The 22674-nt window shown below is 75.3% G+C and carries 24 protein-coding genes; 8 read left to right on the top strand and 16 right to left on the bottom strand.

The window, feature by feature from the left end; translation table 11 throughout:
- A complete protein-coding gene (locus FN207_RS21820) occupies positions 1-963 on the bottom strand; it encodes a YihY/virulence factor BrkB family protein (protein WP_142460560.1) in 963 nt (320 codons plus the stop codon).
- Positions 964-1045: 82 nt separating this feature from the next.
- On the opposite strand from FN207_RS21820, the gene FN207_RS21815 reads away from it, so the two are divergent.
- Both FN207_RS21815 and FN207_RS21810 read left to right on the top strand, forming a co-directional pair.
- Positions 1046-1840 (top strand): sulfite exporter TauE/SafE family protein, encoded by a 795-nt coding sequence (locus FN207_RS21815; protein WP_246066262.1) that lies wholly within the window; start codon positions 1046-1048, stop codon positions 1838-1840.
- An 82-nt stretch (positions 1841-1922) separates the two neighbouring features.
- The gene (locus tag FN207_RS21810; RefSeq protein ID WP_142460558.1) at positions 1923-2819 is read left to right on the top strand and encodes a hypothetical protein; all 897 of its coding nucleotides are present in this window, start codon (positions 1923-1925) and stop codon (positions 2817-2819) included.
- Positions 2820-2856: 37 nt separating this feature from the next.
- Here FN207_RS21810 and FN207_RS21805 read toward each other — a convergent pair whose 3' ends face one another.
- Complete coding sequence (locus FN207_RS21805; protein WP_142460557.1) at positions 2857-4506, bottom strand: AMP-binding protein; 1650 nt, start codon at positions 4504-4506, stop codon at positions 2857-2859.
- Between the two features lie 6 nt (positions 4507-4512).
- Positions 4513-5481: a cyclase family protein gene (locus FN207_RS21800; RefSeq protein ID WP_142460556.1), complete on the bottom strand. Its 969-nt coding sequence runs from the start codon at positions 5479-5481 to the stop codon at positions 4513-4515.
- Positions 5482-5601: 120 nt separating this feature from the next.
- Here FN207_RS21800 and FN207_RS21795 point away from each other — a divergent pair, with 120 nt between their 5' ends.
- Positions 5602-6876 (top strand): hydroxyacid-oxoacid transhydrogenase, encoded by a 1275-nt coding sequence (locus FN207_RS21795; protein WP_142460555.1) that lies wholly within the window; start codon positions 5602-5604, stop codon positions 6874-6876.
- A 15-nt stretch (positions 6877-6891) separates the two neighbouring features.
- On the opposite strand, the gene FN207_RS21790 is transcribed toward FN207_RS21795, so the two are convergent.
- The 3 genes from FN207_RS21790 to FN207_RS26750 form a co-directional block, all read right to left on the bottom strand.
- Positions 6892-7305 (bottom strand): PaaI family thioesterase, encoded by a 414-nt coding sequence (locus tag FN207_RS21790; RefSeq protein ID WP_142460554.1) that lies wholly within the window; start codon positions 7303-7305, stop codon positions 6892-6894.
- The gene (locus FN207_RS21785) at positions 7302-7874 is read right to left on the bottom strand and encodes a dienelactone hydrolase family protein (protein ID WP_142460553.1); all 573 of its coding nucleotides are present in this window, start codon (positions 7872-7874) and stop codon (positions 7302-7304) included. The genes FN207_RS21790 and FN207_RS21785 overlap by 4 nt, the downstream gene beginning before the upstream one ends.
- Before the next feature lie 81 nt (positions 7875-7955).
- Positions 7956-8294: a WhiB family transcriptional regulator gene (locus tag FN207_RS26750; RefSeq protein WP_142460552.1), complete on the bottom strand. Its 339-nt coding sequence runs from the start codon at positions 8292-8294 to the stop codon at positions 7956-7958.
- A 287-nt stretch (positions 8295-8581) separates the two neighbouring features.
- Here FN207_RS26750 and FN207_RS21775 point away from each other — a divergent pair, with 287 nt between their 5' ends.
- Both FN207_RS21775 and FN207_RS21770 read left to right on the top strand, forming a co-directional pair.
- Entirely contained in the window at positions 8582-8923 is a 342-nt protein-coding gene (locus FN207_RS21775; protein WP_142460551.1) for a YciI family protein, read from the top strand.
- Positions 8924-8926: 3 nt separating this feature from the next.
- Entirely contained in the window at positions 8927-10180 is a 1254-nt protein-coding gene (locus FN207_RS21770; protein ID WP_142460550.1) for an RNA polymerase sigma factor, read from the top strand.
- Between the two features lie 6 nt (positions 10181-10186).
- Here the strand turns inward: FN207_RS21770 and FN207_RS21765 are convergent, their stop codons facing one another.
- From FN207_RS21765 to FN207_RS21740, 6 genes are all read right to left on the bottom strand, one after another.
- Positions 10187-11449, bottom strand: coding sequence for a D-arabinono-1,4-lactone oxidase (locus FN207_RS21765; protein ID WP_246066261.1), 1263 nt, complete (start codon positions 11447-11449; stop codon positions 10187-10189).
- Between the two features lie 60 nt (positions 11450-11509).
- On the bottom strand, positions 11510-12049 hold the full coding sequence (locus tag FN207_RS21760) for a hypothetical protein (protein WP_142460549.1): 540 nt from the start codon (positions 12047-12049) through the stop codon (positions 11510-11512).
- A 137-nt stretch (positions 12050-12186) separates the two neighbouring features.
- Positions 12187-12657 carry a heme-degrading domain-containing protein gene (locus tag FN207_RS21755; RefSeq protein WP_110910312.1) on the bottom strand — a complete coding sequence of 157 codons (471 nt, stop codon included), beginning with the start codon at positions 12655-12657 and terminating at the stop codon, positions 12187-12189.
- The gene (locus tag FN207_RS21750) at positions 12654-12935 is read right to left on the bottom strand and encodes a YciI-like protein (protein ID WP_142460548.1); all 282 of its coding nucleotides are present in this window, start codon (positions 12933-12935) and stop codon (positions 12654-12656) included. The genes FN207_RS21755 and FN207_RS21750 overlap by 4 nt, the downstream gene beginning before the upstream one ends.
- 5 nt (positions 12936-12940) lie before the next feature.
- Positions 12941-14515 (bottom strand): asparagine synthetase B family protein, encoded by a 1575-nt coding sequence (locus FN207_RS21745; protein ID WP_142460547.1) that lies wholly within the window; start codon positions 14513-14515, stop codon positions 12941-12943.
- Positions 14515-15423 carry a DUF5715 family protein gene (locus FN207_RS21740; protein WP_142460546.1) on the bottom strand — a complete coding sequence of 303 codons (909 nt, stop codon included), beginning with the start codon at positions 15421-15423 and terminating at the stop codon, positions 14515-14517. The genes FN207_RS21745 and FN207_RS21740 overlap by 1 nt, the downstream gene beginning before the upstream one ends.
- Before the next feature lie 70 nt (positions 15424-15493).
- On the opposite strand from FN207_RS21740, the gene FN207_RS21735 reads away from it, so the two are divergent.
- Entirely contained in the window at positions 15494-16318 is an 825-nt protein-coding gene (locus FN207_RS21735; RefSeq protein WP_246066260.1) for an alpha/beta hydrolase, read from the top strand.
- Positions 16319-16332: 14 nt separating this feature from the next.
- Here the strand turns inward: FN207_RS21735 and FN207_RS26500 are convergent, their stop codons facing one another.
- Together FN207_RS26500 and FN207_RS21730 are read right to left on the bottom strand one after the other, a co-directional pair.
- The gene (locus FN207_RS26500) at positions 16333-16494 is read right to left on the bottom strand and encodes a hypothetical protein (RefSeq protein WP_185938487.1); all 162 of its coding nucleotides are present in this window, start codon (positions 16492-16494) and stop codon (positions 16333-16335) included.
- An 86-nt stretch (positions 16495-16580) separates the two neighbouring features.
- Positions 16581-18938, bottom strand: coding sequence for an MFS transporter (locus tag FN207_RS21730; protein WP_142460545.1), 2358 nt, complete (start codon positions 18936-18938; stop codon positions 16581-16583).
- Positions 18939-18999: 61 nt separating this feature from the next.
- Between FN207_RS21730 and FN207_RS21725 the strand changes: the two genes are divergently transcribed.
- Positions 19000-19611 carry a TetR/AcrR family transcriptional regulator gene (locus FN207_RS21725; RefSeq protein WP_185938486.1) on the top strand — a complete coding sequence of 204 codons (612 nt, stop codon included), beginning with the start codon at positions 19000-19002 and terminating at the stop codon, positions 19609-19611.
- Between the two features lie 12 nt (positions 19612-19623).
- On the opposite strand, the gene FN207_RS21720 is transcribed toward FN207_RS21725, so the two are convergent.
- On the bottom strand, positions 19624-20931 hold the full coding sequence (locus FN207_RS21720) for a cytochrome P450 (protein WP_246066259.1): 1308 nt from the start codon (positions 20929-20931) through the stop codon (positions 19624-19626).
- Between the two features lie 199 nt (positions 20932-21130).
- On the opposite strand from FN207_RS21720, the gene FN207_RS21715 reads away from it, so the two are divergent.
- On the top strand, positions 21131-22168 hold the full coding sequence (locus FN207_RS21715) for an aldo/keto reductase (protein ID WP_246066257.1): 1038 nt from the start codon (positions 21131-21133) through the stop codon (positions 22166-22168).
- 17 nt (positions 22169-22185) lie between these two features.
- Here FN207_RS21715 and FN207_RS21710 read toward each other — a convergent pair.
- Positions 22186-22674 (bottom strand): HNH endonuclease signature motif containing protein (locus FN207_RS21710; RefSeq protein ID WP_142460542.1); only part of this gene is annotated, 489 nt, incomplete at its 5' end.

Here is a 22674-nt window from a genome sequence, read left to right as displayed (position 1 = left end):
TCAGCGCTCGCCCGGGTAGGGCGGCGCGCTGTCGGCGACCACGGCCCCGCGCTCGCCGAGGGGCTGCTCGGGTCCCACGGTGGAGTCGCGGACGGTCTGCTTCTCGGCCTCGGCGTTCACCGCGGCGCCGACGATGACGAGGAACACCGTCGTCCAGAGCCACACCATGCTGATGGCGACGCCGGCCAGCGACCCGTACGTGGCCGCGTAGTCGCCCAGGCTCCGGACGTAGGCGAAGAAGCCGATGGTCGCCGCCAGCCACAGCAGCGTCGCGGCCGACGAGCCGGGTGTGAGCCAGCGCCAGCGGGCCTGCCGGCGGTCGGGGCCGAACCGGTAGAGGACGGCGAGCACCGCCGACATCACCACCGCGGCGGCGACCCAGGACAGTGCCGGGACGAGGGTGCGCACCGGGCCCGGCGCGCCGTCGAGGGCCGACGAGGTGAGGCCGCCGACCACGAGGGCGCCGGCCAGCAGGACCGCGCCGCCGAGCACGAGGACCAGGGCCTGGCCGCTGCGGCGCAGGAAGCCGCGCGTCTCGGTCTCGCGGTAGGCGAGGGTCAGGCCGTCGACCAGGTAGGTCATGGCGGTCGTCGCCGTCCACAGCGCCGCGGCGAGGCCGCCCAGCCCCCGCAGCGTGAGCACGTTGGTCGAGGCGGAGGCGATCGTCGTCAGCTGCTCCTGCACCAGGGACCGCAGGTCGGGGGGCAGCATCCGCACCAGCCCCGACAGCTCCTCGAGCGCCTCCTCCGGGGTGTTGACCACGCCGTAGACCGACACCGCGGTGACCAGCACCGGCGCGACGGACAGGATCGCGAAGAAGGCCACGGCCGAGGCCTGGACCATCAGCCGCTCGCCGAAGACGTGCGCGGCGACGCGGCGCAGCACGTGGCGCCAGTCCCGGGCCGACAGGTGGTGCGGAGAGCGCGCCCCGGTGGCCGGCTCCTCCTGCCGGGCGCGGGCCATGCACCATCCCACCCCCGCCGGCGGCCGCCCGCAACGGACCCGGTCGTTCCGTCTTCCCGCCGGTGAGGGAGGCTGGGTCCCCGTGCTGCTCCCGGACGGCCTGGCGCCGTCGGTCCTCGCCTTCGTGCTGGTCGCCGCCCTCGCGGCCGGCTGGGTCGACGCCGTCGTCGGCGGCGGCGGGCTCGTCCAGCTGCCCGCCCTGCTGCTGGTGCCCGGGCTCGCCCCGGTGCAGGCGCTGGCCACCAACAAGCTCGCGTCGGTCTTCGGGACGACGACGAGCGCGGTCACCTACCAGCGGCGCGTGCACCCCGACCTGCGCACCGCGCTGCCGATGGCCGCCGTCGCCCTGGTGGCCTCCTCCGTCGGTGCCTCGGTCGCGGCGCTGCTGCCGGCGGCGGTGATCGAACCCGTGATCGTCGTCGCGCTGGTCGGCATCGCGCTGTTCACCGCGTTGCGGCCCTCGCTGGGCGAGGTGACGGCGCTGCGGCACACCGGCCGCCGGCACGCCGGCACCGCCCTGGCGATCGGCGGGGCGATCGGGTTCTACGACGGCGTGCTCGGGCCGGGCACCGGCTCGTTCCTCGTCTTCGCCCTGGTGTCGCTGCTGGGCTACGACTTCCTGCACGCCAGCGCCAAGGCCAAGATCGTCAACGTCGCCACCAACCTCGGGGCGCTGGCGTTCTTCGTGCCGCACGGGGCGGTGGTGTGGGGGCTGGGCCTGCTGCTCGCCGCGGCCAACACGCTCGGCGGGTACCTCGGTTCCCGGACGGCGACCCGCCGCGGCACCGGCTTCGTCCGCGCGGTGTTCCTCGTCGTGGTGAGCGCGCTGGTCGTGCGGCTCGGGTGGGACGTCTGGACGGAGTACGGAGGCGGCTGACCGGGCCGCGGGGTCCCAGGACCCTGGTCCCGGCCGAGACGACGGGCCAGCCTGGGCCGGGGGGTCCGACGGGCGGCAGGCGATGGGATCAGTGGGAGCGGAGGTCGGGGACGCCGGCGAGGAGATCCGCCGCGGCACGAGGTGGCTGCTGGTGGCCTTCCTCGTGCTCACGCTGCTCGCGGTCAACCAGCTGTTCGTGCTCGCCGACGTCGCCGACCGCTTCTGGGCCTGGTCGATCCACACCGAGGCGACCGCCGCGTTCCTCGGGGCCGCCTACACCGCGGGCGCGGTGCTCTCGGCGCTGTCGCTCCGGCAGGACCGCTGGAGCGCGATCCGCGTCCCGGTGCTCACCGTCACCGTCTTCACCGTCCTCACCTGCGTCGCGACGCTGATCCACACGCACCGGCTGCACCTGCTGGACGGCGGGCAGGTCGCCCGGGCGGCGGCCTGGATCTGGCTCGCCGTCTACCTCGTGATCCCGGCGGCGTGCGTCACGGTGGTCCTCGCGCAGGAGATGCGCCGGCGCGGGCGCCCGGCGGTGCTGCGGCCGGTGCCGGGCTGGCTGACCGTGCTGCTGGTCGTCGAGGGCACGCTGATGCTGGCGGCGGGCGCGGCCCTCTTCGCCGCCGGGCTCACCGTGCACCACCACGTGGAGACCGTCGCGTTGTTCTGGCCCTGGGAGATCACCCCGTTGAGCTCCCAGGTGATCGGTGCGTGGCTGCTCGCCCTCGGGTTCGCCGCCGCCCTGGTCGTCCGGGAGCGGGATCTCGGCCGGATGTTCGTCGCGGGGGCCACGTACACCGTCTTCGGGGTGCTCGAGCTGGTGGTGGTGTTCTGGTACCGGCCCGAGATGGACCCGGGCGACCCCTGGCTCTGGGCGTACGTCGCCCTGCTGCTGGCGGTCGTCGGCACCGGCGCGTTCGGCGCCCGCGCGGCCCGGACCGCGTCCGCACGCCGGCCGGGCGCGCCGGTCGGCTGACCGGGTCCCCGCCGCGGACGGCGGGGACCCGGCCCGCTCAGCTGCCCCGCAGCTCGCGGCGCAGGATCTTGCCGGTGACCGTCTTGGGCAGCTCGTCGACCAACTCGACGCTGCGCGGGTACTTGTAGGCGGCCATCCGCTGCTTGCAGTGAGCGATCAGCTCGTCCGGGGTCACGCTCGACCCGGGCTTGAGGCTGACGAAAGCCTTCACCGTCTCCCCGCGCTTCTCGTCGGGGACGCCGACGACGGCCGACTCGCGGACGGCGGGGTGCTCGGCCAGGACGTCCTCGACCTCGCGCGGCCACACCTTGTATCCCGACGCGTTGATCATGTCCTTCTTGCGGTCGACGATGAACACCCAGCCCTGCGGGTCCATGAACCCGACGTCGCCGCTCTTGAGCGCCCCGCCGGGCAGGCCGGCCGCCGTCTCCTCGGGCTTGCCCCAGTAGCCGGCCACCACCTGCGGGCCGTCGGCCACGATCTCGCCGACCTCGCCCAGCGGCAGGTCCTGCCCGTCGTCGTCCTGGATGCGGACGATCGTGCTGGGCGCGGGCACGCCCACCGACAGCGCACCCGAGGTCGGGTCCACCGGCGACGGCGACCCGAACGGCGTCACCGTCATCGGCGACGTCGTCTCGGTGAGGCCGTAGGCGTTGTGCACCTGCTTGCCGGTGGCCTCCAGGAACCCGCGCTCGGCCGACGGGGAGATGGCCGCGCCGCCGGAGTAGATCGACGTGAACGAGTCGAAGTGCTCCTTCCTGAACCCCGGCGCGTTGAGCAGCGCGCTGAACGCGGTGATCGCGCCGATGGTGAATGCCGGCCGGTGCTCGAGGAAGGCGTCGAGCACCACCTGCGGCTCGAACCGGTAGGCCAGCACCAACGGCGCCGGGACCAGCATGCTCACCGCCACGTGGCCGATCAGGCCGGTGATGTGGAACAGCGGGGCGATGCCGAAGATCGCGCCGTCGCGCCCGGCGTGCACCCAGTCCCGGTAGACCTGCGCGGTGAAGACGACGTTGCGGTGGGTGTTCATCGCGCCCTTGGGCACGCCCGTCGTCCCCGACGTGTAGGTCAGGAACGCCACGTCGTCCGGGCCGAGGGTCACCGGGGGCGGCGTCTGCCCGCGGTGGGCGCCGATGAACTCCAGCAGGTCGGTGGTGCCCTCGTGCCGCTGCCGGGTCACCCCGGCGAACAGCCGCTCGTCGTCGCGGGTCTGCAGGTCCAGCCCGCTGGTGGTGAGCACCAGGCGGACGTCGGTGTCGGGGACGACGTCGCGGGCCACCTCGTCGTAGAGCGTGTCGAGGGAGAGCAGCACCGTCGCCCCGGAGTCCTTGAGCAGGTAGGACAGCTCCCGCGTCCGGCTCATCGGGTTGATCGACACCATGACGCCGCCGGCCTTCCAGGTGGCGACCATGGCCATGACGAACTGCGGCACGTTCTGCAGGTAGACCGCCAGCCGGTCGCCCGGCCGGAAACCCTGTCCGAGCAGGCCGGCCGCCAGCGCGTCGGTCATCTCGTCGAGGTCGCGGCGGACGAGGGTGCCGTCGAAGTAGCGCAGCGCGTCGCCGTCGGGGTCCCGTTCCACCCCGGCCCGGAACATCGACAGGGCGTCGTCGAACTCGATGTCGTAGTCGGCCGGCTGGTCGCCGTAGAGCGCCAGCCAGGGCCGGTCGTCGTAGACGCTCACGGTGGCCTACTTCAGGACGACGGGGTTGACCGGGGAGCCGCTGCCCTTGGCGACCTTCAGCGGCGCGGCGACGTAGAGGCCCTCGTACTGGCCGTCCTCGGCGGAGTCGGCGGCCAGCGCCTCGAGGTCGGCGATCTCGGTGAGGGTGACCCCGAGGTTGCGCATGAGCGCGTTGTGCAGGACCAGCGCGACGCCGTTGTTCGGGTCGGTGGTGACCTCGTTGGCGATGGTGTCGGTGACCAGGTTGGGGATCTCCATCTCCTGGAACCACCGCACCAGCCCGGGGCTGTAGACCAGACCCGGCTCGTTGAAGCCCTCGTAGAAGGCCTCGCCCTGCTCGAAGAACAACTGCAGGAAGTTGGTCCGGATGACGAGGATGTCGCGCTTGCGGATCTCCACGCCCTGCTGCGCGGCGCAGGCGAGCAGGTCCTCGTGGGTGAAGGTCTCGCCCTTGTCGAGGGTCGGCTTGCCGCGGAAGCGGGCCATGTCCAGGAGCACGTACCGGCCGACGACGCCGCGCTGGGCGATCGGCTCGACGCTCGCCTTGTCCAGCCCGCCGACGGTGGTCCGCGCGTCGTAACCGTTCCAGATCTTGCCGCCATACCAGACGTGGCCCAGGCCGTCGTACTGCGTGGAGCCCTGCAGGAAGGCGTTGATCTTGTCGTCGGCGTAGTGCAGGCCGCCGGGGTACTGCGGCGCGTCGGGGGAGTCCCAGGTGGACTCGTCGAGGATCTGGGTGCGCTCGGCCGGCGTGCGCCCGGGCCACACCGGGTCGCCCTTCGGGTCGCCGATCAGCCGCTGCAGGGTGAAGACCTTGCCCTGGCGGACCAGGCCGACGGCGGCGAGCACCTGCTCGGGGCCGAGGTAGTTCAGGCTGCCCACCTCGTCGTCGTCGCCCCACTTGCCCCAGTTGGACGGGGAGTCGGCGAGCAGGTCGTCGAGGGAGGGGACGGTGGTCTCGGGCTCAGCGGTCACGGCAGCTCTCCAGGGGGAAGGTTGGCGGGTGCACCCGACCCTGCCTCGCTGTGGTCGCCGCCACAAGGAGGGTGCAACGATCACTGCAACTGGATCCGTCCGCTGCCCGAGGAGACCGCCATGACCAGCCCCGAGTCCGTGTTCACCTACGGGGCGCCGCAGCTGAAGTTCGGCAGCGGGGCCTCCGACGAGATCGGCTACGACCTCAGCCGGTACGGCGTGCGCCGGGTGCTGGTGGTCACCGACCCGGGCGTGTCGGCCACCGGCCTGCCGCAGCGGGTGGCCGAGCAGATGGGCCGCTTCGGCATCGAGGCGCGGGTCTACGACGGCGTGCACGTCGAGCCGACCGACGTCAGCCTGACGCAGGCCATCGAGGACGCCCGCTCCTCGGGGCCGTGGGACGCCTTCGTCGCCGTCGGCGGCGGGTCGAGCATCGACACCGCGAAGGCGATCAACCTGCTCACCACCAACCCCGGCGAGCTCATGGACTACGTCAACGTGCCGGTCGGCAAGGGGCAGGCGCCGTCGGAGCCGTTGAAGCCGCTGGTCGCCGTCCCGACGACCACGGGCACCGGGTCGGAGAGCACCACGATCTGCGTGATGGACGTGATCGCGCAGCGGGTGAAGACCGGGATCAGCCACGCGCGGCTGCGGCCCACCCTCGCCGTCATCGACCCCGACCTCACGCTCACCCAGCCGCCCGGCGTCACCGCGGCCTCGGGGATGGACATCCTCTGCCACGCGCTGGAGAGCTACACCGCGCGCTGGTACACGACCTACGACCGCAAGGACCCGGAGCAGCGGGTGCCCTACTGCGGGTCCAACCCGATCTCGGACATGTGGTCGGAGAAGGCGCTGTCGCTGCTGGCCGGGTCGTTCCGCCGGGCGGTGCGGCACGGCGACGACACCCAGGCGCGGGCCGACATGGCGATGGCCGCCACCTTCGCCGGGATGGGCTTCGGCAACGCCGGCGTGCACATCCCGCACGCCAACGCCTACCCGATCGCCGGGCAGGTGAAGGACTTCCACCCCAAGGACTACCCGGCCGACGAGCCGATGGTGCCGCACGGGATGTCGGTGGCGCTGACCGCGCCGGAGGCCTTCCGGTTCACCTTCGAGGCCTCACCGGAGCGGCACGTCCGCGCGGCCAGGCTGCTCGCGCCCAACGCCGGCGAGCCCGACGACGCCGCGGAGTTCCTGCCCACCGTGCTCACCGACCTGATGCGCGACATCGACATCCCGAACGGGATCGCCGCCGTCGGCTTCGAGGAGGGCGACGTCGGCGACCTGGTCGAGGGCACGATGAAGCAGCAGCGCCTGCTGGCCACCTGCCCGCGGGAGGTCACCGAGGACGATGTCGCGGGGATCTTCACCCGCTCGATGTCGCTGTGGTGATCAGGCCGCGACCGGTCAGACGGGGACGATCGACTTCGTGACCTGCGCCGAGGCGACGAGGACGCCGTCCACCGTCGCCTCGGACCGCAGGAACGCCACCGCCCGGCCGCGGCGCAGCACCGAGCCGGTGAGCTCGACCCGCGCGCCGGCCGGCACCGGGCGCAGCAGCGACGCGGTGAGGTCGTGGGTGACCGCGTGCTCGCCGTTGGCGAGGGAGGGCAGCAGCGCGAGGAACGCCGCGACGTCGAGGAAGGTGTAGACGACGCCGCCGTGCAGCAGCGCGGCCTGGTTCTGTGCCGCCTCGTCGACGGGGAACCAGATGCCGGCCGGCGGGTCGGCGGGGTCGCGCAGCCGCATGCCGAGGTGGCGGTGCAGCGGGATGTCGAGGACGGCCTGCACCCGGGCGGCCGTGACGTCGGGGGAGGTCACCGGCCGGCGAGCAGGTCGAGGACGCGGCGGGTGAGCAGCGCGGCGGCGGCGGGGTCGTACGAGGGGAGCGTGCGGTCGGCGAAGTAGTGCTGGTCGCCGGGGTAGAGGAAGAGCTCCGCGGCGTCGGTCTGCGTGGTCAGCGCGCGGGCGGCGTCCAGGTCGCCGTCGTCGACGAAGAGCGGGTCGGCGTCCATGCCGTGCACCTGCACCGGGACGCCGGCCGGCCAGGGGCCGAATTCGTCGGCCGGGATGCAGGAGTAGAGGAGCACCGCTCCGCGGGCGCCGGCGCGGGTCTGGGCCAGGTACTGGGCCGGTAGCACGCCGAGCGACATGCCGGCGTAGACGAGGGCCTCCGGGAGGTGCGCGACGGACGCCGCGCCGCGGTCCACGACCTCCTCGAAGCCGATGGCGCGGGCGTGGCCCACGCCGTCCTCGACGGAGCCGAAGGTGGCGCCCGCGAACAGGTCGGGGGTGTGCACCGTGTGGCCGGCCGCGCGCAGGTCGTCGGCGAAGGCCGTGACGCCGGGGGTCAGCCCGAGCGCGTGGTGGAACAGCACGACCTCGGCCATCGGCAGGCCTCCTCGCAGACGACGGTCCGGCGCAGCGACCGTAGCCGCCGGGCTCAGGCGCCGCTGGTCAGGCGCCCCTGGTCAGGCGCTCAGCGGCATGCGGCGGGCCAGGCGCACCCGGCGACGCTCGCGCTCGGACAGGCCGCCCCAGATGCCGAAGCGCTCGTCGTTGGCCAGCGCGTACTCGAGACACTCGCTGCGGACCTCGCAGCCGGAGCAGACGCGCTTGGCCTCGCGGGTCGAGCCGCCCTTCTCCGGGAAGAACGCCTCGGGGTCGGTCTCGGCGCACAGGGCGTCCAGCCGCCAGGCGGCGTCGCCGCCGGTGAGGACGCTCCACGGCGAGCCGGCGACGGCGTCGGGCTCGGGCACGACGGGCAGCGCGGAGGACTCGGTGATCAGGCTGAGGTGGGAGGACAGCACGGGAAGCTCCTCGAGAAGGGGGTGGTGGCGCTCCCGTCCGTGACGGACGGGTACGCCCTGACTGCTGTATGTGACGTTACGGAGTGCGCACCGCTGAGCGCACCGGCAATGAGTGGCCGAAACGACGCCGTCCTGTTGGCGTTTCGTGCCCACTGCTCCCGCGCGCCGTGTTGCGCACGGCGCCGGCGGGAGATCTCTTCCGCCCGACCTGTCGATCTGGTGCGGTGCTGCGTGTCGTAGGGGTGGAGGGTCCGATCCGCGGGCCCCCGGGAACGCGGGAGGTCACCATGACGAAGTACCTGGTCCTGATCTACGAGGACGAGGCCCGGTACGCGAGCGCGACGCCGGAGGTGTTCGGCCAGATCTCGCAGGAGCACACCGACTGGATGGCCTCGGTGGAGAAGACCGGCGCCAAGCTGCTCGGCGGCGAGGCGCTCGAGCCGACGCCGACCGCGACCACCGTGCGCGGCGGCGAGGTCACCGACGGCCCGTTCGTCGAGACCAAGGAGGCCCTCGGCGGCTACTACCTCCTCGACGCCCCCGACCTCGACACCGCGCTGGCCGCCGCGCGGACCGTGCCGGCGCGATTCGGCGGCGTCGAGGTCCGCCCGGTGATGACCTTCGACTGACCGGTGGCGACCCCGACCGCCGGCGTCGCCGCCGCGGTCGCCGACGCGCACCGTCGCGAGTGGGCCTTCGTGCTCGCTGCGACGGTGCGCGTCACCCGCGACCTCGACGTCGCCGAGGAGTGCGTGCAGGAGGCCTTCGCCGCGGCCCTCACCGACTGGGCCACCGGCGGCGTCCCCGCCCGGCCCGGCGCTTGGCTGACCACGGCCGCGCGGCGGCGGGCGCTCAACGTGCTGCGCCACGCCGGCGTCGAGCGCCGCCACCTGCCGCTGCTCGTCGAGGACCGTGTCGACGGCGGTGTGGCGCCGTCGCTGGTCGACGACGCGCACGGCTACCCCGACGACCGGCTGCGGCTGGTGGCCACCTGCTGCCACCCGGCGCTGGACCGGCCCGCTCAGGTGGCGCTCACCCTGCGCCTGGTGTGCGGCCTGACCACCCCCGAGGTGGCCCGCGCCTTCCTCGTGCCGACGGCGACGATGGCCGCGCGGATCACCCGCGCCAAGAAGAAGATCGCCGTCGCCCGGATCCCGTACCGCGTGCCGCCGCCCGCGGAGCTGCCCGAGCGCGTGGACGCCGTCCTGGCGGTCGTGCACCTGCTCTTCACCACCGGGCACACCGCGCCGGCCGGTGAGGAGCTGGTCCGCCGCGACCTGGTGGAGCGCTCGGTGGAGCTCGCCCGGATGCTGCGCCGGCTGCTGCCGCACGACCCCGCGGTGGCCGGGCTGCTGGCCCTGCTGCTGCTCACCGACGCCCGCCGGGAGACCCGCACCGGCCCCGACGGCCGGCTGCTGCTGCTCGAGGAGCAGGACCGCGCGCGGTGGGACCGCCCGGCCATCGCCGAGGGCGTGGCGCTGGTCCGCGAGGCGCTGCGGGGCCGGCCGCCGTCGCGGTACGCGCTGCAGGCCGCGATCGCCGCGGTGCACGCCGAGTCGCCGTCGTGGGACGACACCGACTGGGCGGAGATCGTCGCGCTCTACGGCGTCCTCACCCAGGTGTGGCCCTCCCCGGTGGTGGCGCTCAACCGCGCGGTCGCCGTCGGGTTCGCCCGCGGGGCCGCGGCCGGGCTGGCCGCCCTCGACGAGCTCGCCGGCGAGCCGCAGCTGGCCGGCTACGGCTACCTCCCGGCGGCCCGCGCCGACCTGCTGCGGCGGCTGGGCCGGGTCGGCGAGGCCCGCGAGGCCTACGGCGAGGCGCTGCTGCTCACGGAGAACGCCGCCGAGCGGGCCTTCCTCGACGCCCGGCTGCGCGCCCTGGGCTGAGCGCGCTCAGCCGAAGGCCGCGACCGTGCGGTCCAGGTAGTCGTTGCGGAACGCGCCGCGCGGGTCGAACCGGCGCACCAGCTCCCGGAATTCGGCCATCCGCGGGTACAGCGCGGCCAGCTCGGCGGCGTCGGTGGTGAACAGTTTGCCCCAGTGCGGCCGGGCGCCGAAGGGCCGCAGCGCCGCCTCGATCTCCGGGAGCACCGCGGTCACGGCCGCCTGGTCGGGCACCCAGGTGAAGTGCAGCGCCATGACGTCGCCGCCGGAGGCCGGGCTCAGCCACAGCTCGTCGGCGGCCACGGTGCGCAGCTCGCTGACCTGCAGCAGCGGCGCCACCCGGTCGGCCAGCCCGCGCAGCGCCTCGCAGGCGGCGCGGCCGTGCCGGCGCGGCACGAACCACTCGCTCTGCAGCTCCTCGCCCTTGCTCGGCGTGAAGTCCGCGCGGAAGTGCGGCAGCCGCTCGTGCCACTCGCCGGGGACGCCGAGCTGCTCGGTGAGGTTCTCCACCGGGGTGTCCGGGAGCATGTGCGTCGGCCCGGTGGCCGCGCGGGCGCCGAAGAAGTCCTCCGGCACCGCGGGGTCCTCCGGCCGCGACTTGACCCACACCGAGGTCACCGCGCGCCAGTCGGTGAAGACGCTGACGCTGTACGCGGAGTCCGCGACGGCGTCGAGGTCGGCGAACAGCCGGTCCCAGGTCATGCCGACGTAGACGGTGTTGCGGACGTCGAACGTCGGCTGGAACCGCAGCGCCACCCGGGTGACGACGCCGAGCGCGCCGAGGTGCACCACCGCGCCGGGCAGGTCGGCGTCGCCGGTCCCGAGGACGACGAGCTCGCCGTCGGAGCGCACCAGCTCCAGCCCGGCCACCGACGTGCTCAGCGAGCCGTTGCGGTTGCCCGAGCCGTGCGTGCCGGTGGCGGTGGCGCCGGCGACGGTGATGTGCGGCAGCGACGCCAGGTTGTGCAGCGCCCGGCGGGAGGCGGCCAGCTCGCGGACCAGCTCGCCGTAGCGCATCCCGGCCGGCACCCACAGCACGCCGGTGCCGTCGTCGGCGGCGTCGGCCACCTCGACGCCGGTGTCGAGGTCGTCGAGGAGCACGTGGTCGGCGGTCGTGTCGGCGATGTCGTTGAAGCAGTGCCGCGAGCCGAGGGCCTTGACCCGCTCGCTGCGCGCGACGACGTCCTGCACCTCGGCCACCGTCCGCGGCCGGTGCACGCGCGCCGCGTGGTAGGTCAGGTTGCCGGCCCAGGTGCGCAGCGGGGTCTCCACGGGCCCCACGCTAGCCGTGGGGCGGCGGCCGTTCCGGAACGGCCGCCGGTCCGCGGGCCCTCAGCCGTCGAGCACGATCCGCACCCAGCCGTAGCTGCGGAAGTCGAGTCCGGTGCCCTCGAAGCGCTCGATGTGGACCTCGCCCGAGGCGGACGCGAAGTCGCCGGTGCCGCCGGTGACCGCCCAGGTCGCCGGCTCGTGCAGGACCGGGGAGGCGATGCCGGTCCGGGCCACCCCCTGGGCGGTGATCGCGCCCCTCGGCCCGGCGCTCGTGGTGATGCAGTCCAGCACGGCGCTGTCGGCGGCGAGGTCCACCAGGTGGAAGACGCAGGACCCGGTGTCGACCGTCTCCCCGCCGGGCCCGGTGGCGCTGTTGGTGTAGACCAGCTCGTCACCGAGCGAGGGCAGCCCGTCCCCGTCGTGGTCGAGGAAGGCCTCCTCGAGCCGGTCGGTGACGAACGGCCCCTCGAGGACGCCGCCGCCTGTGTGGGCGTCCTCGTACGGGTCCGCCGTGGCGACGGCGGGCAGGAGGGCGATCCCGGCCACGAGGGTGGCCGCGCCCGACAGCGTGAGGACGGTGGACTTCCGGGGGGTCCGCATGACGATCACCTCGGGAGGGTGCGGGGTCGAGGTCGCCGCCGTCCGGCTGTCGCCCTGACCGTCCGGAGCCGGCGTACGGCGACGGTAGGTCCGGCGGAGGACCGCCGGAACGGACCGAGGTCCCGGCCTCCCGGCGCTCAGCGCCCGAGGTGGGCGCGCAGCGCCGCGACGACCATCCGGTGGTCCTCCAGCTGCGGCAGCCCCGACACGACGACGACGCCGACCGGGCCGACGTCGCGGACCAGCACCGGGACGGCGCCGCCGTGCGCGGCGTACCGCTGCGGGTCGAGCCCCGAGGACTCCTCGAACGTCGTGCCGCGCTCCACCCACGTCTGCCGCACGTACAGCGAGCTGTGCCCGAAGCGGTGCACCACGCGGGCCTTGCGGTCGATCCACGAGGCGTTGTCGGGGGTGGCGCCGGTCAGCGCGGCGGAGAACAGCCGGTGCCCGTTGCGGCGGATCTCCACGGCCACCGGCGCGTCGGCGCGGCGGGCGGTGGCCACGAGCGCGGAGCCGAGGTCCCAGGCGTCGTCGTTGGTGAAGGAGGCGAACCGCAGCTCGTCCTCCTCGGCGGCGAGCTCGGCGACGGTGGGGAAGCCGTCGCTCACGACGCCCGACCCCCGACGACGACGTTCCACGGCCGCACCGTCCACGACGTGACCAGCCCCCGCACGACGTAGGGGTCGGACGCGGCGAACCGCTCCACCACCTCGGGCTCGGCGTCCCACACCAGCAGGGCGCGGTCGAAGGGGTCGGGCAGCGCGCCGGCGAGGACGAGCTCGCCGCGCTCGTGCGCCTCCCGGGCGAGCGCCAGGTGCTCCTCCCTCAGCGCCGCGCGGCGTTCCAGGTAGTCGTCGGCCAGGGCGTACTCGAGCACCAGGTACATGGGCGTCACTGTGGCACCTGGCGGCGGAGCAGCGCGGCGAGGTTCCAGCGCAGCGCCCCCGCCAGGTCGCGGGCGTGCTCGGCCACGGTCAGGTCCCGCGGAGGGCTGGCGGCGGCCGCGTCGAGGTCGTAGCCGTGCTCGCGGAGCACCTCGGAGAAGTCGCGCTGCAGCGGCGCGGCGCACCCGTACCCGAAGCCGGCGTAGAGGCGCGGGAACAGCGGCCGGAACAGCCGGATCCGCTCGTGCAGGCCGCTGGAGTGCGACATCGGGTTCTTGTGCCGGGCCCGGACGTACTCGGGCAACAGGTCGGCGAACGCGTGCCGCACGATCCACTTCTCGTAGCCGTCGCGGTGCTTGAGCTCCTGCGGGATCCGCATCGCCAGGTCGAGCATCTCGACGTCGAGGAAGGGCACCCGCGCCTCGACGCCGTTGCCCATGGAGGTGCGGTCGACCCGCTGCAGCTCCGTGCGGCTCAGGTGGCCGATCTTGTGCAGGAACAGCCGGCGCGCGTCCTGCCCGGGCACCCGGCGGTACATCGCGTAGCCGCCGAACAGCTCGTCGGACCCGTCGCCGGTGAGCACCACCTTCACGCCCGCTGCGTGGACGGCGGCGAACAGCCGCTGGGAGACCACCGCGTTGATGATGTCGCCGTACTCGGTGAGCTCGGAGACCCGGATCGCCTCCCGCACGTCGCGCAGCCCCAGCTCGCGGGGCCGGACGGGGACGACGACGTGCTCCACGCCCAGGTCGGCGGTCAGCCGGCGGGCGTAGGCGAGGTCCTCGCTGCCCTCGGCGCCGACGGTGAAGGCCACGCAGTCGGGGTGCAGCCGCTGCACCAGCAGCAGCGTCAGCGAGCTGTCGAGGCCGCCGGAGAGCACGACCCCGACGCGCAGGTCGGTGTCGACCCGGATGCGCACCGCGTCGGTGAGCGTCGTCCGCACGGCCTCCGCGGCCTCCTCGACGTCGGCGAGCTCCGGCCGGCCCTCGCCCAGCCGGTACAGGTCGAGGTAGGGGTGCAGGACCGGCGGGGTACCCGGGTCGGCCCAGCCGCAGTGGCCCGGCGGTACCTCGGAGACGGCGACGCCGAGCGGGACGAGGGCCTTCACCTCCGACGCGACGTGCAGCCGCCCGCCGGCGAGCGCCCAGTACAGCGGCTTGACCCCCACCGGGTCGCGGGCCAGGAACACCCGGCGGGTGTCCCGCTCGACCAGGGCGAGGGCGAACTCCCCGCGCATCGCCAGCAGCGCGTCCTCGCCCCAGGCGACGACGGTCTCGAGGACCACCTCGGTGTCGCTCTCCGAGCGGGTGGCCCGGCCCTCGGCGTGCAGCCGGTCGCGCAGCTCCCCGTGGTTGAAGACCTCGCCGTTGAAGCACAGCGCCCACCGGCCGTCCGCGGAGGTCCACGGCTGCACGGCGTGCTCGCGGTCGACGATGCGCAGCCGGGCGGTGCCGAGCAGGGCGTCGTCGGCGCGGAGGACCTCGTCGACCTCCCCGCGGGGCGAGATCGCGTCGAGCATGGTGTCGAACAGGGCCTGCTGCGCGCCGGCTCCCGGCCCGAGCACCAGCGCGATCCCGCACATCAGGCGGTCCCCGCGGGGGCCGCGGCCGCGTACCGGGCGGCGTGCGCCGGTGCGAGGCAGACGTGCCAGGCCTGGCCCTCGTCGATCACGTTGAGCACACCCTCGTCGCGGTAGGCGGTCAGCACGTCCTCCAGCGCAGGGGCCACGCCGTGCCGGCGCAGCCAGGCCATCTCGACGTCGGCGGCGTGCCCGGTGCAGTGCGCGCTCGGGAGCAGCGCCGAGTACCCCAGCTGCTGCAGCCGCTGCTGGACGGCGGTGCTGCGCACGATGCAGTTCACCCACATCGTCCCGCGCCACGGCAGGGCGGCCGCCGCGAACCGGCCGGCGACCTCGTTGAGCAGCGCGACCATCGCCGGCCGGGCGAGCGGGTAGCTCAGCCCCGAGGACCGCGGCTCGTGGTCGGGCGCCCACCGGCGCACGGCGTAGTCGCGGGCGCGGCGGGGGAGGGCGGTGGTGCCGATCCGGTAGCGGAAGGCGAGCCGCCGCTGCCGCCGCAGCGGTGCCAGCGCCGTCAGCTGCGGGGACCGCCGGACGGCGTCGTCGTCGGCGAAGGGCATCACCGACCCCCACCACGCGACGTCGATCTGCTGCAGCAGCGCGATCCGGAGCAGGGTGGCCGGGGTGGCGGCGTTCGACCGCGGGCTGGGCAGGAAACCGGCCAGCTGGCGGGCGATCCGCTCGAGCGCGACGTCGGCGCCGCCGGGCACGCCGTCGAGGACCGCCCGCAGCTCGGGAACGCCGGCCGCCCGGTCGAGGACGGGTCCCGGGCGCGCGGCCCCGTCGCGGAGGTGGCCCACGACGTCGTCGACCGCGCGGCGGTAGCCGGCCAGGTCCGGCGGGGGCGGGCCCGCCGTCGCCGTTCCGCAGCGCTCCTGCTCGGCGGCACCCAGGCCGGTCGGTTCCTGCACCGGGGGGACTCTACGAACGGACGGGGCCCGCGACCAGGCTCTCCGTCCGCGCCGGGCGCATCCTGGCGCGGTGCGCTCGGCACTCCGGGCGGCGCTGGTCGTCGCCCTCCTGTTGGCTCTGCTCGTGGGTCTGCTCTGGGCGGTGCAGCGGCGCCTGGTCTACCTCCCCGACGACGGCCCCGTCCCGGCCGCGGCCGACGCGGTGCCCGGCGGCCGCGACGTCCGGCTCACCACCGCCGACGGCCTGCAACTCGGTGCCTGGTTCGTGCCCGGCCCCGACGCCGGCGCGCCCGCCGTCCTGGTGGCCAACGGCAACGGCGGACACCGTGGCCTGCGCGCACCGCTGGCGCGGGCGCTGTCGTCGGCCGGGCTGGCGGTGCTGCTGTTCGACTACCGCGGCTACGGCGGCAACCCCGGCAGCCCGAGCGAGGAGGGGCTCGCCCTCGACGTCCGCGCGGCGCGCAACTGGCTGCTCGAGGAGGCCGGCGTCCCCGCCGACCGGCTCCTCTACTACGGCGAGAGCCTCGGCTGCGCGGTCGTCACCGGGCTGGCGCTGGAGCACCCGCCCGCGGGGCTGGTCCTGCGGTCCCCGTTCGCCGACCTGGCCGCCGTCGGCAGCCACCACTACCCGTTCCTGCCGGTGCGGCTGCTGCTGCGCGACCGGTACCCGGTCGCCGAGCAGGTGGCCGCGGTGCGGGTGCCGACGACGGTCGTGTACGGCGGCGCCGACACGATCGTGCCGCCGGAGCAGAGCCGCCGCGTGGCCGACGCCGCCGCGCGGCTGCACCGCCGGGTCGAGGTCCCGGGCGCCGACCACAACGACGCCGTCCTCCTCGACGGTCCGGCCCTGGTGGACGCCGTCGTCGAGCTGGCCGACCTGACCGGCCGCGACTGACCGCCTCCCGGGCCTCAGCGCGGGCGGTCCGGCACGACGGCGGGGTCCCACGGGTCCCGGGTGAGGAACGCGTCCCACAGGTGCACGTTCGCCCGCCAGAGCCGGACCGCCGTGGGCTGCGAGCCGGCGACGACGAGGGCGGCGAGGACGAGCGCGGCGGCGACGAGGAGGTCCATGGCGCCACGATCGGCCGCTGCCGGCGACGGCGACAGCGTCATCCCGGTCCGCGTGCGCAAGGAAGCTGCCGGGTCGCCGGGACCGCTCAGGGCGTCTCGGGTGCGGGCGTCTCGGGCGCAGGGGTCTCGGGGGCGGGCGGCTCACTGGTCTCCGCCGGCGGGGCGGTGGTCCCGGCGGGGGGCTCGCTGGTCTCGACCGGCGGCGTGGTGGTCTCCGCGGGTGGGGTCGTGGTCTCGGCGGGTGGGGTCGTCGTCTCCGCCGGGGGCGTGGTGGTCTCCGCCGGGGGCGTGGTGGTCTCCACGGGTGGGGTCGTGGTCTCGGCGGGTGGCGTCGTGGTCTCCACGGGTGGGGTCGTGGTTTCCGCGGGTGGCGTGGTCGTCTCCGCCGGGGGCGTGGTGGTCTCCGCCGGGGGCGTGGTGGTCTCAGCCGGGGGCGTGGTGGTCTGCGGCGCCGTCGTTGTCGTGGTGGCCGTCGTGGTGGCCGTCGTGGTGGCCGTCGTGGCGGTCGTCGCCGGCGGCGCGGCGGTGGTCGCGGGGGCCGGCGCGGGAACCGGGGCCGCCGTCGTCGCGGCGGGCTGCTGTGCCGGCGCGGGAGCCGGGGGTGGCGGCTGCTCGGCCACGGGCGGCGTCGTCGCCGTCGACGGTGGGACGACCGCCGCCGTGGTGGGCCGCGCCATCCGCTCGGACGAGGGGGTTCGGGAGAGCTCGGTGCGGGCTGCGGGGACGACGCCGCCACTGGAGGCCTGCGAGAACGAGTGCGTCAGCAGCACCACCCCGCCGAACACCCCGAGGACCACCCCCGCCGCGAGCACCGCATCGAGGCCGCGGGGCAGGTGGCGCACCGGCACCGCCACCGACTCCTGCGCCAGGCTCACCACGGGACGGCGCCGCGGTGCCACCGTGAGGACGGGCCGGGGCGCGCGGCCGTCCCCGCGGTGCCGCGCGGCGCCGCGGCGGGGGGCGACGAACCCGCACAGCACCGCGCCGGCCAGCAGCACCGCGGCGCCCACGAGCAGCGCCACGGCGTAGCCGGCGCCGAAGGCGTCCCGTGCGCCGTCGGCCACGGCAGCACCCGCCGGGCCCGAGCGCTCGGCCACCCCGACGGCCTGGGCCAGCCCCGAGCCGGCCGCCTCGCGGGCGACGGCCGGCAGGTCGGCGACCACGGGGACGAGGTCGTCCCGGTAGACGGCGAGCAGGACGGTGGCGGCCACCGCGCCGCCGAGCGCGCCGCCCACCTCGCGGGTGACGTCGTTGACGGCCGCCGCGAGGGTCCGCCGGTCGGCGGGCAGCCCGTCGATGATCAGCGCCGTGCCCGGGGTCAGGGCCAGCCCGAAGCCGATGCCGAACACGAACAGCGCCACCGCGAAGTGCCACAGCGGGGAGTCGCCGTCGGACTGGCGGGCCAGCAGGACGAGCCCGGCGCCCATCTGCCCCAGCCCCCACGCGGCCACGGTGCGCGCGCCGAGCCGGCGCAGCAGCACCGGCGCGAGCTGCGCCGTCGGGCCGATGCCGAGGGCCATGGGCGCCAGCCACAGTGCGGCCTGCAGCGGCGAGAGGTCGTGCACGTACTGCAGCCACTGCGGCGCGAGGAAGAACAGGCCGAAGGCGGCGAAGAACTGCAGGAACACGGCGGCGCTGCCCGCCGACAGCCCCCGGTCGCGGAACAGGCGCACGTCGAGCATGGGGTGCCGGGAGCGCAGCTCGTGGACGACGAACGCCACGAGGCACGCTCCGCCGGCGGCCAGCGCGGTGAGCGTCGTCGGGTCGGTCCAGCCGCGCTCGGGCCCCTCGACCACGCCGAAGACGACGCCGCCGAGCCCGGCGAGGGACAGCAGCCCGCCGACGGGGTCCAGCGGCAGGTCGGGGTTGCGCGAGGGCGGGACGACGACGGCGCACAGCAGCAGGACGACGGCCGACAGCGCGCCGAAGGCCACCTGGACGCTGCCCCACCAGGCGAACTCGAGCAGCACGCCGGCCAGCAGCAGCCCCAGCAGCGCCCCGGCTCCGGAGACGGCGGCCCACACGCCGATCGCCGAGGACCGCCGCTGCGGGGGATAGGCGTCGACGAGCACCGACAGCGTCGCCGGCATGACCGCCGCGGCGCCGATCCCGGCCGCGCCGCGCAGCACGACGAGTGCGACCGGGTCGTCGACCAGCCCCGAGGCCGCGCTGCAGGCGGCGAAGACGGCCAGGCCCAGGAGCAGCGCGCCGCGCCGGCCGAAACGGTCCGCGGCGATGCCCAGCGGCAGCAGCAGCGCGGCGAAGGTGAGCGCGTAGACGTTGATCGCCCAGGTCAGCTCGGTCTGCGTGGCACCGGTGGCGCGGGCCAGCTCCGGTGCGGCCAGCGCGAGGGAGGAGCCGGCCCCGATGACCAGGGCCAGGGCGGCGCACATGACGGCGAGCAGGGCACCGAGACCGCCCCGGACTCTGCGGGCTTCGGGCATGCTGGACTCCAGACGATCGCCTGATACGCCCGTATTAGGCAGCGCCCAGCATGGAGGCCCCGTGTCGGAGAGCGCAACCCCGGTGCGGCTGCTCGACGCCGCCGAGGAACTGCTCGCGGTGTCCGGTCCCGCGGGCACCTCGGTGCGCGACGTGCTGCGCCGCGCCGGTGTCGGCAACGCCGCGGCGGTCGGCTACTACTTCGGCGACAAGGACGGCCTCGTCGCCGCGGTGGAGCGCCGGGTGGTCGACGGCGTCGTCGCCGACCGGGCGCGGGCCCTGCAGGGTCTCGGCGAGGACGCCGGCGTCGAGGCGCTCGTCGACGGGTGGGTGCGGCCGATCGTGGCGCTGCGCTGCGCCGGCCGCGGCCGCTACGCCGCGCGGGTGTTCACGCGGATCTTCGACCAGCCGCCGTCGCGGTGGGAGGCCAACGGCGCGGCGGCGGTGCGCGCGATGGCCGGCCGGTACTGCACGGCGCTCGCCCCACTGCTGCCGCACCTGGACGACGTCGAGCTCGCCTGGCGCTGGCAGTGCGTCACCGCGACGACGGACTTCTACGCCATCGGCGCCCTCGACTTCGGCCAGCCGGCGCCGGGTCCGGACGACGTCGACCCCCACGTGCGGCGCCTCGTCGTCCCGGGCAGCGCGCTGCTGCGTGCCGAGCCCACCGGCTGACCGCGGCCGCCGTCAGAAGCTGACGGGCAGCGCGTCGACGCCGTAGACGAAGGCCAGCCGCCGGAACGGGAGCCGGTCGGGCGGGACGGCCAGCGCGAGGTCGGGGAAGCGCCGCAGCAGCGCGGGCAGCACGATCCGCAGCTCCAGGCGGGCGAGCTCGGCGCCGACGCAGCGGTGGATGCCGTGCCCGAACGCCAGGTGCCCGCCGCGGGGAGAGCGGTCGGGGTCGAGCCGGTCGGGGTGCGCACCGGCCCACGCCGGGTCGCGGTCGGCGCCGCTCAGCGAGACGAGGACGACGTCGCCGGCCCGCAGCCGGGTGCCGAACAGCTCCCGGTCCTCCCGGGCGAAGCGGGGGAACGCCACCTGGACGACCGACAGCAGCCGCAGCAGCTCGTCGACGACCCGCTCGACGTCGCGGCGCGACCCGTCGCGCACCAGGGCGGCGGCCCCGGGGTCGCCCAGTAGCACGAGCGTCCCCAGCGCGATCATCGAGGCCGTCGTCTCGAAGCCGCCGGTGACGATGCCGTCGGCCAGTCCGGTGAGCTCGGCGTCGGAGACGCCGTCGCCCTCCGACCGGAGGACCCGGCCGATGAGCCCGTCGCCGGGCGCCCGGCGCTGGGCGGCCACCGCGTCGGAGAGCAGCCGGCGCTGTGCGGAGACCGCGCCGAAGGTGCCGGCCGTGCCGCCCGTGGCGTCGAACCGCCGGGCTCCCAGCCGGCTCACCAGCTGCTCGTCGGCGCCGTCCAGTCCGAGCAGGCCGCAGATCGTGCGCATCGGGACCGGCGTCGCGACGTGCCGGACGAGGTCGGCCGGGGACCCCGCCGCCGCCAGGTCGTCCAGCGCCCGGGCCACCGTCTCCTCGACGGCCGGCTCCAGCAGCTGCATCCGGGCCCGGGTGAAGTCGGGCGCCACCAGACTGCGCAGCCGGGTGTGCTGCGGCGGGTCGGTGGGGCCGAGCCCGCCGACGTCGTCGGCCGTGGCCGGGCCGGTGCCGCTGAACAGGTGCCGGACGTCGGTGCTGAACCCCGCGGAGTCGGCGAGCACCGCGCGGGCCTCGGCGGCGCCGGTGACGAGGTAGACCGCGAGGTCGAAGGGCAGGTCGAGGCGGTGCACGGGCCCGCGGACCCGCAGCTCGGCGAGCCGGGGGACCGGGTCGACGCCGACGCGCTGCAGCGGGAAGCGCGCGGCCGGCGGGAGGAACCTCAGCCGCGAGGGGTCCAGGCCGCGGCGCCGGATCCGCCGCAGCGCGAGGCGGCCCAGCCAGGCCCGGCCGCGGCGGCCCGTGGTCGGAGCGGTGCGGACGGCGGGGGGAGCGGACACGGCGCCTCGTCTCGGGCCACGGCTGGAGGGGCCGGGCGGGAGGTGACCTCGGTCCCGCCCGGCCCCTCCAGCCTCTCGACGCCGCCGCGCCCCGACCATCAGGTGACGCCCCCGAACCCGCTGGTCCAGGTGGGGGAGTCCCCGGACCGGCATCCCCGGTCGCCGCGCGCCGTGCCCGCCCGTGTGGCTTGCTGGGGCCATGGACGGAGCGATGGAGCTGCGCACCCTCGGCCGCAGCGGCTGTGCCGTGTCGGCGCTGGCGCTGGGCACGATGACCTTCGGCGCGGAGACCGACGAAGCAGGGGCGCACGAGCAGCTCGACGTCTTCGTCGAGGCCGGCGGCACGCTGGTGGACACCGCCGACGTCTACTCGGCCGGTGCCGCCGAGGAGATCGTCGGCCGCTGGCTGGCCGCGCGCCCGGCCGACGTCCGCGACCGCGTCGTCCTCGCCACCAAGGGCCGGTTCCCGATGGGGGAGGAGCCCAACGCCGTGGGCACCTCGCGCCGCCACCTGCGCCGCGCCCTCGACGACTCGCTGCGCCGCCTCGGCGTCGGCCACGTCGACCTCTACCAGCTGCACGCCTGGGACCCGCTCACGCCGCTGGAGGAGACGCTGCGCTTCCTCGACGACGCCGTCTCGGCCGGGAAGGTCGGCTACGCGGGGCTGTCCAACTTCACCGCCTGGCAGCTGCAGCGCGCCGTCGACCTCGCCGAGCACCGGCACCTCACCGTCCCGGTGACACTGCAGCCCTCCTACAGCCTGCTCGTGCGTGACGTGGAGGCCGAGATCGTGCCCGCCTGCCTCGCCAACGGGCTGGGGCTGCTGCCCTGGGGACCGCTGGGCGGCGGCTGGCTGTCGGGCAAGTACACCCGCGAGCAGCGTCCGGCCGGCGCCACCCGGCTGGGCGAGGACCCCGGCCGCGGGATGGAGGCCTACGACCGGGTCGCCGCCCGCGAGCGGACCTGGGACGTGCTCGCCGCGGTGCAGGACGTGGCGGAGGCGCGCGGCGTCCCGATGCCGCAGGTCGCGCTGGCCTGGCTGCTCGCCCGGCCGGCGGTCAGCTCGGTGATCCTCGGGGCGCGCACGACGGAGCAGCTGCGGGGCAACCTCGGCGCCGCCGGGCTGGTGCTCGATGCCGAGGAGACCGCGCGGCTCGACGCGGTCAGCGACCCCGGCTGGGCGGACTACCCCTACGGCGAGATCGGCGTCGAGCAGCGCACCCGCACGCTCGACTGACGTGCCGTGGTCGCCGCTCATGCGGCAGGGACCAGCGCCGCGGGTGTGCTGATCTCCGATCCGTCGGGTCGCCAGGTGCGCCATCGGCCGTCGGGTCGTCGCTCGACGCGGAAGCCGTGGTGGACCCTGGTGTGGTGGCGTTCGCACAGCAGCGCCGAGTTGTCGAGGCTGGTCTCGCCGCCGTCGATCCAGTGCACGAGGTGGTGCACGTCACACCAGTGCGTCGGGGCGGAGCAGCCGGCGAACACGCAGCCGCCGTCGCGGAGTTCGGCTGCTCGGCGGAGGTGGCGGGTGGCGAGGCGGTGCTCGCGGCCGAGGTCGAGCGGGACACCATCGGGGCCGAAGACCACGCGGGAGACCGCACCGTCGCAGACCAGCCACCGCGCGCGGGCGGCGGAGACCACCGCCCCGAATCCCATCTCCGCGGTCCCGCTGCCGGTGGCGAGGTCCTCGAGGCTGATCTTGGCGATGACCTGCGGCCTGACCCCGCGCAGGGTCGGCAGGCC

The organism is Geodermatophilus aquaeductus (assembly GCF_900182545.1).
Taxonomy (GTDB): Bacteria; Actinomycetota; Actinomycetes; order Mycobacteriales; family Geodermatophilaceae; genus Geodermatophilus; species Geodermatophilus aquaeductus.
This window is presented reverse-complemented; position numbering and strand designations above follow the sequence as displayed.

Coding starts and splice junctions, on each gene's coding strand:
- FN207_RS21820 (WP_142460560.1), bottom strand. CDS start 963: ATGGCCCGCGCCCGGCAGGAGGAGCCGGCCACCGGGGCGCGCTCTCCG.
- FN207_RS21810 (WP_142460558.1), top strand. CDS start 1,923: ATGGGATCAGTGGGAGCGGAGGTCGGGGACGCCGGCGAGGAGATCCGC.
- FN207_RS21795 (WP_142460555.1), top strand. CDS start 5,602: ATGACCAGCCCCGAGTCCGTGTTCACCTACGGGGCGCCGCAGCTGAAG.
- FN207_RS21785 (WP_142460553.1), bottom strand. CDS start 7,874: ATGGCCGAGGTCGTGCTGTTCCACCACGCGCTCGGGCTGACCCCCGGC.
- FN207_RS21775 (WP_142460551.1), top strand. CDS start 8,582: ATGACGAAGTACCTGGTCCTGATCTACGAGGACGAGGCCCGGTACGCG.
- FN207_RS21760 (WP_142460549.1), bottom strand. CDS start 12,049: ATGCGGACCCCCCGGAAGTCCACCGTCCTCACGCTGTCGGGCGCGGCC.
- FN207_RS21750 (WP_142460548.1), bottom strand. CDS start 12,935: ATGTACCTGGTGCTCGAGTACGCCCTGGCCGACGACTACCTGGAACGC.
- FN207_RS21745 (WP_142460547.1), bottom strand. CDS start 14,515: ATGTGCGGGATCGCGCTGGTGCTCGGGCCGGGAGCCGGCGCGCAGCAG.
- FN207_RS26500 (WP_185938487.1), bottom strand. CDS start 16,494: ATGGACCTCCTCGTCGCCGCCGCGCTCGTCCTCGCCGCCCTCGTCGTC.
- FN207_RS21730 (WP_142460545.1), bottom strand. CDS start 18,938: ATGCCCGAAGCCCGCAGAGTCCGGGGCGGTCTCGGTGCCCTGCTCGCC.
- FN207_RS21715 (WP_246066257.1), top strand. CDS start 21,131: ATGGACGGAGCGATGGAGCTGCGCACCCTCGGCCGCAGCGGCTGTGCC.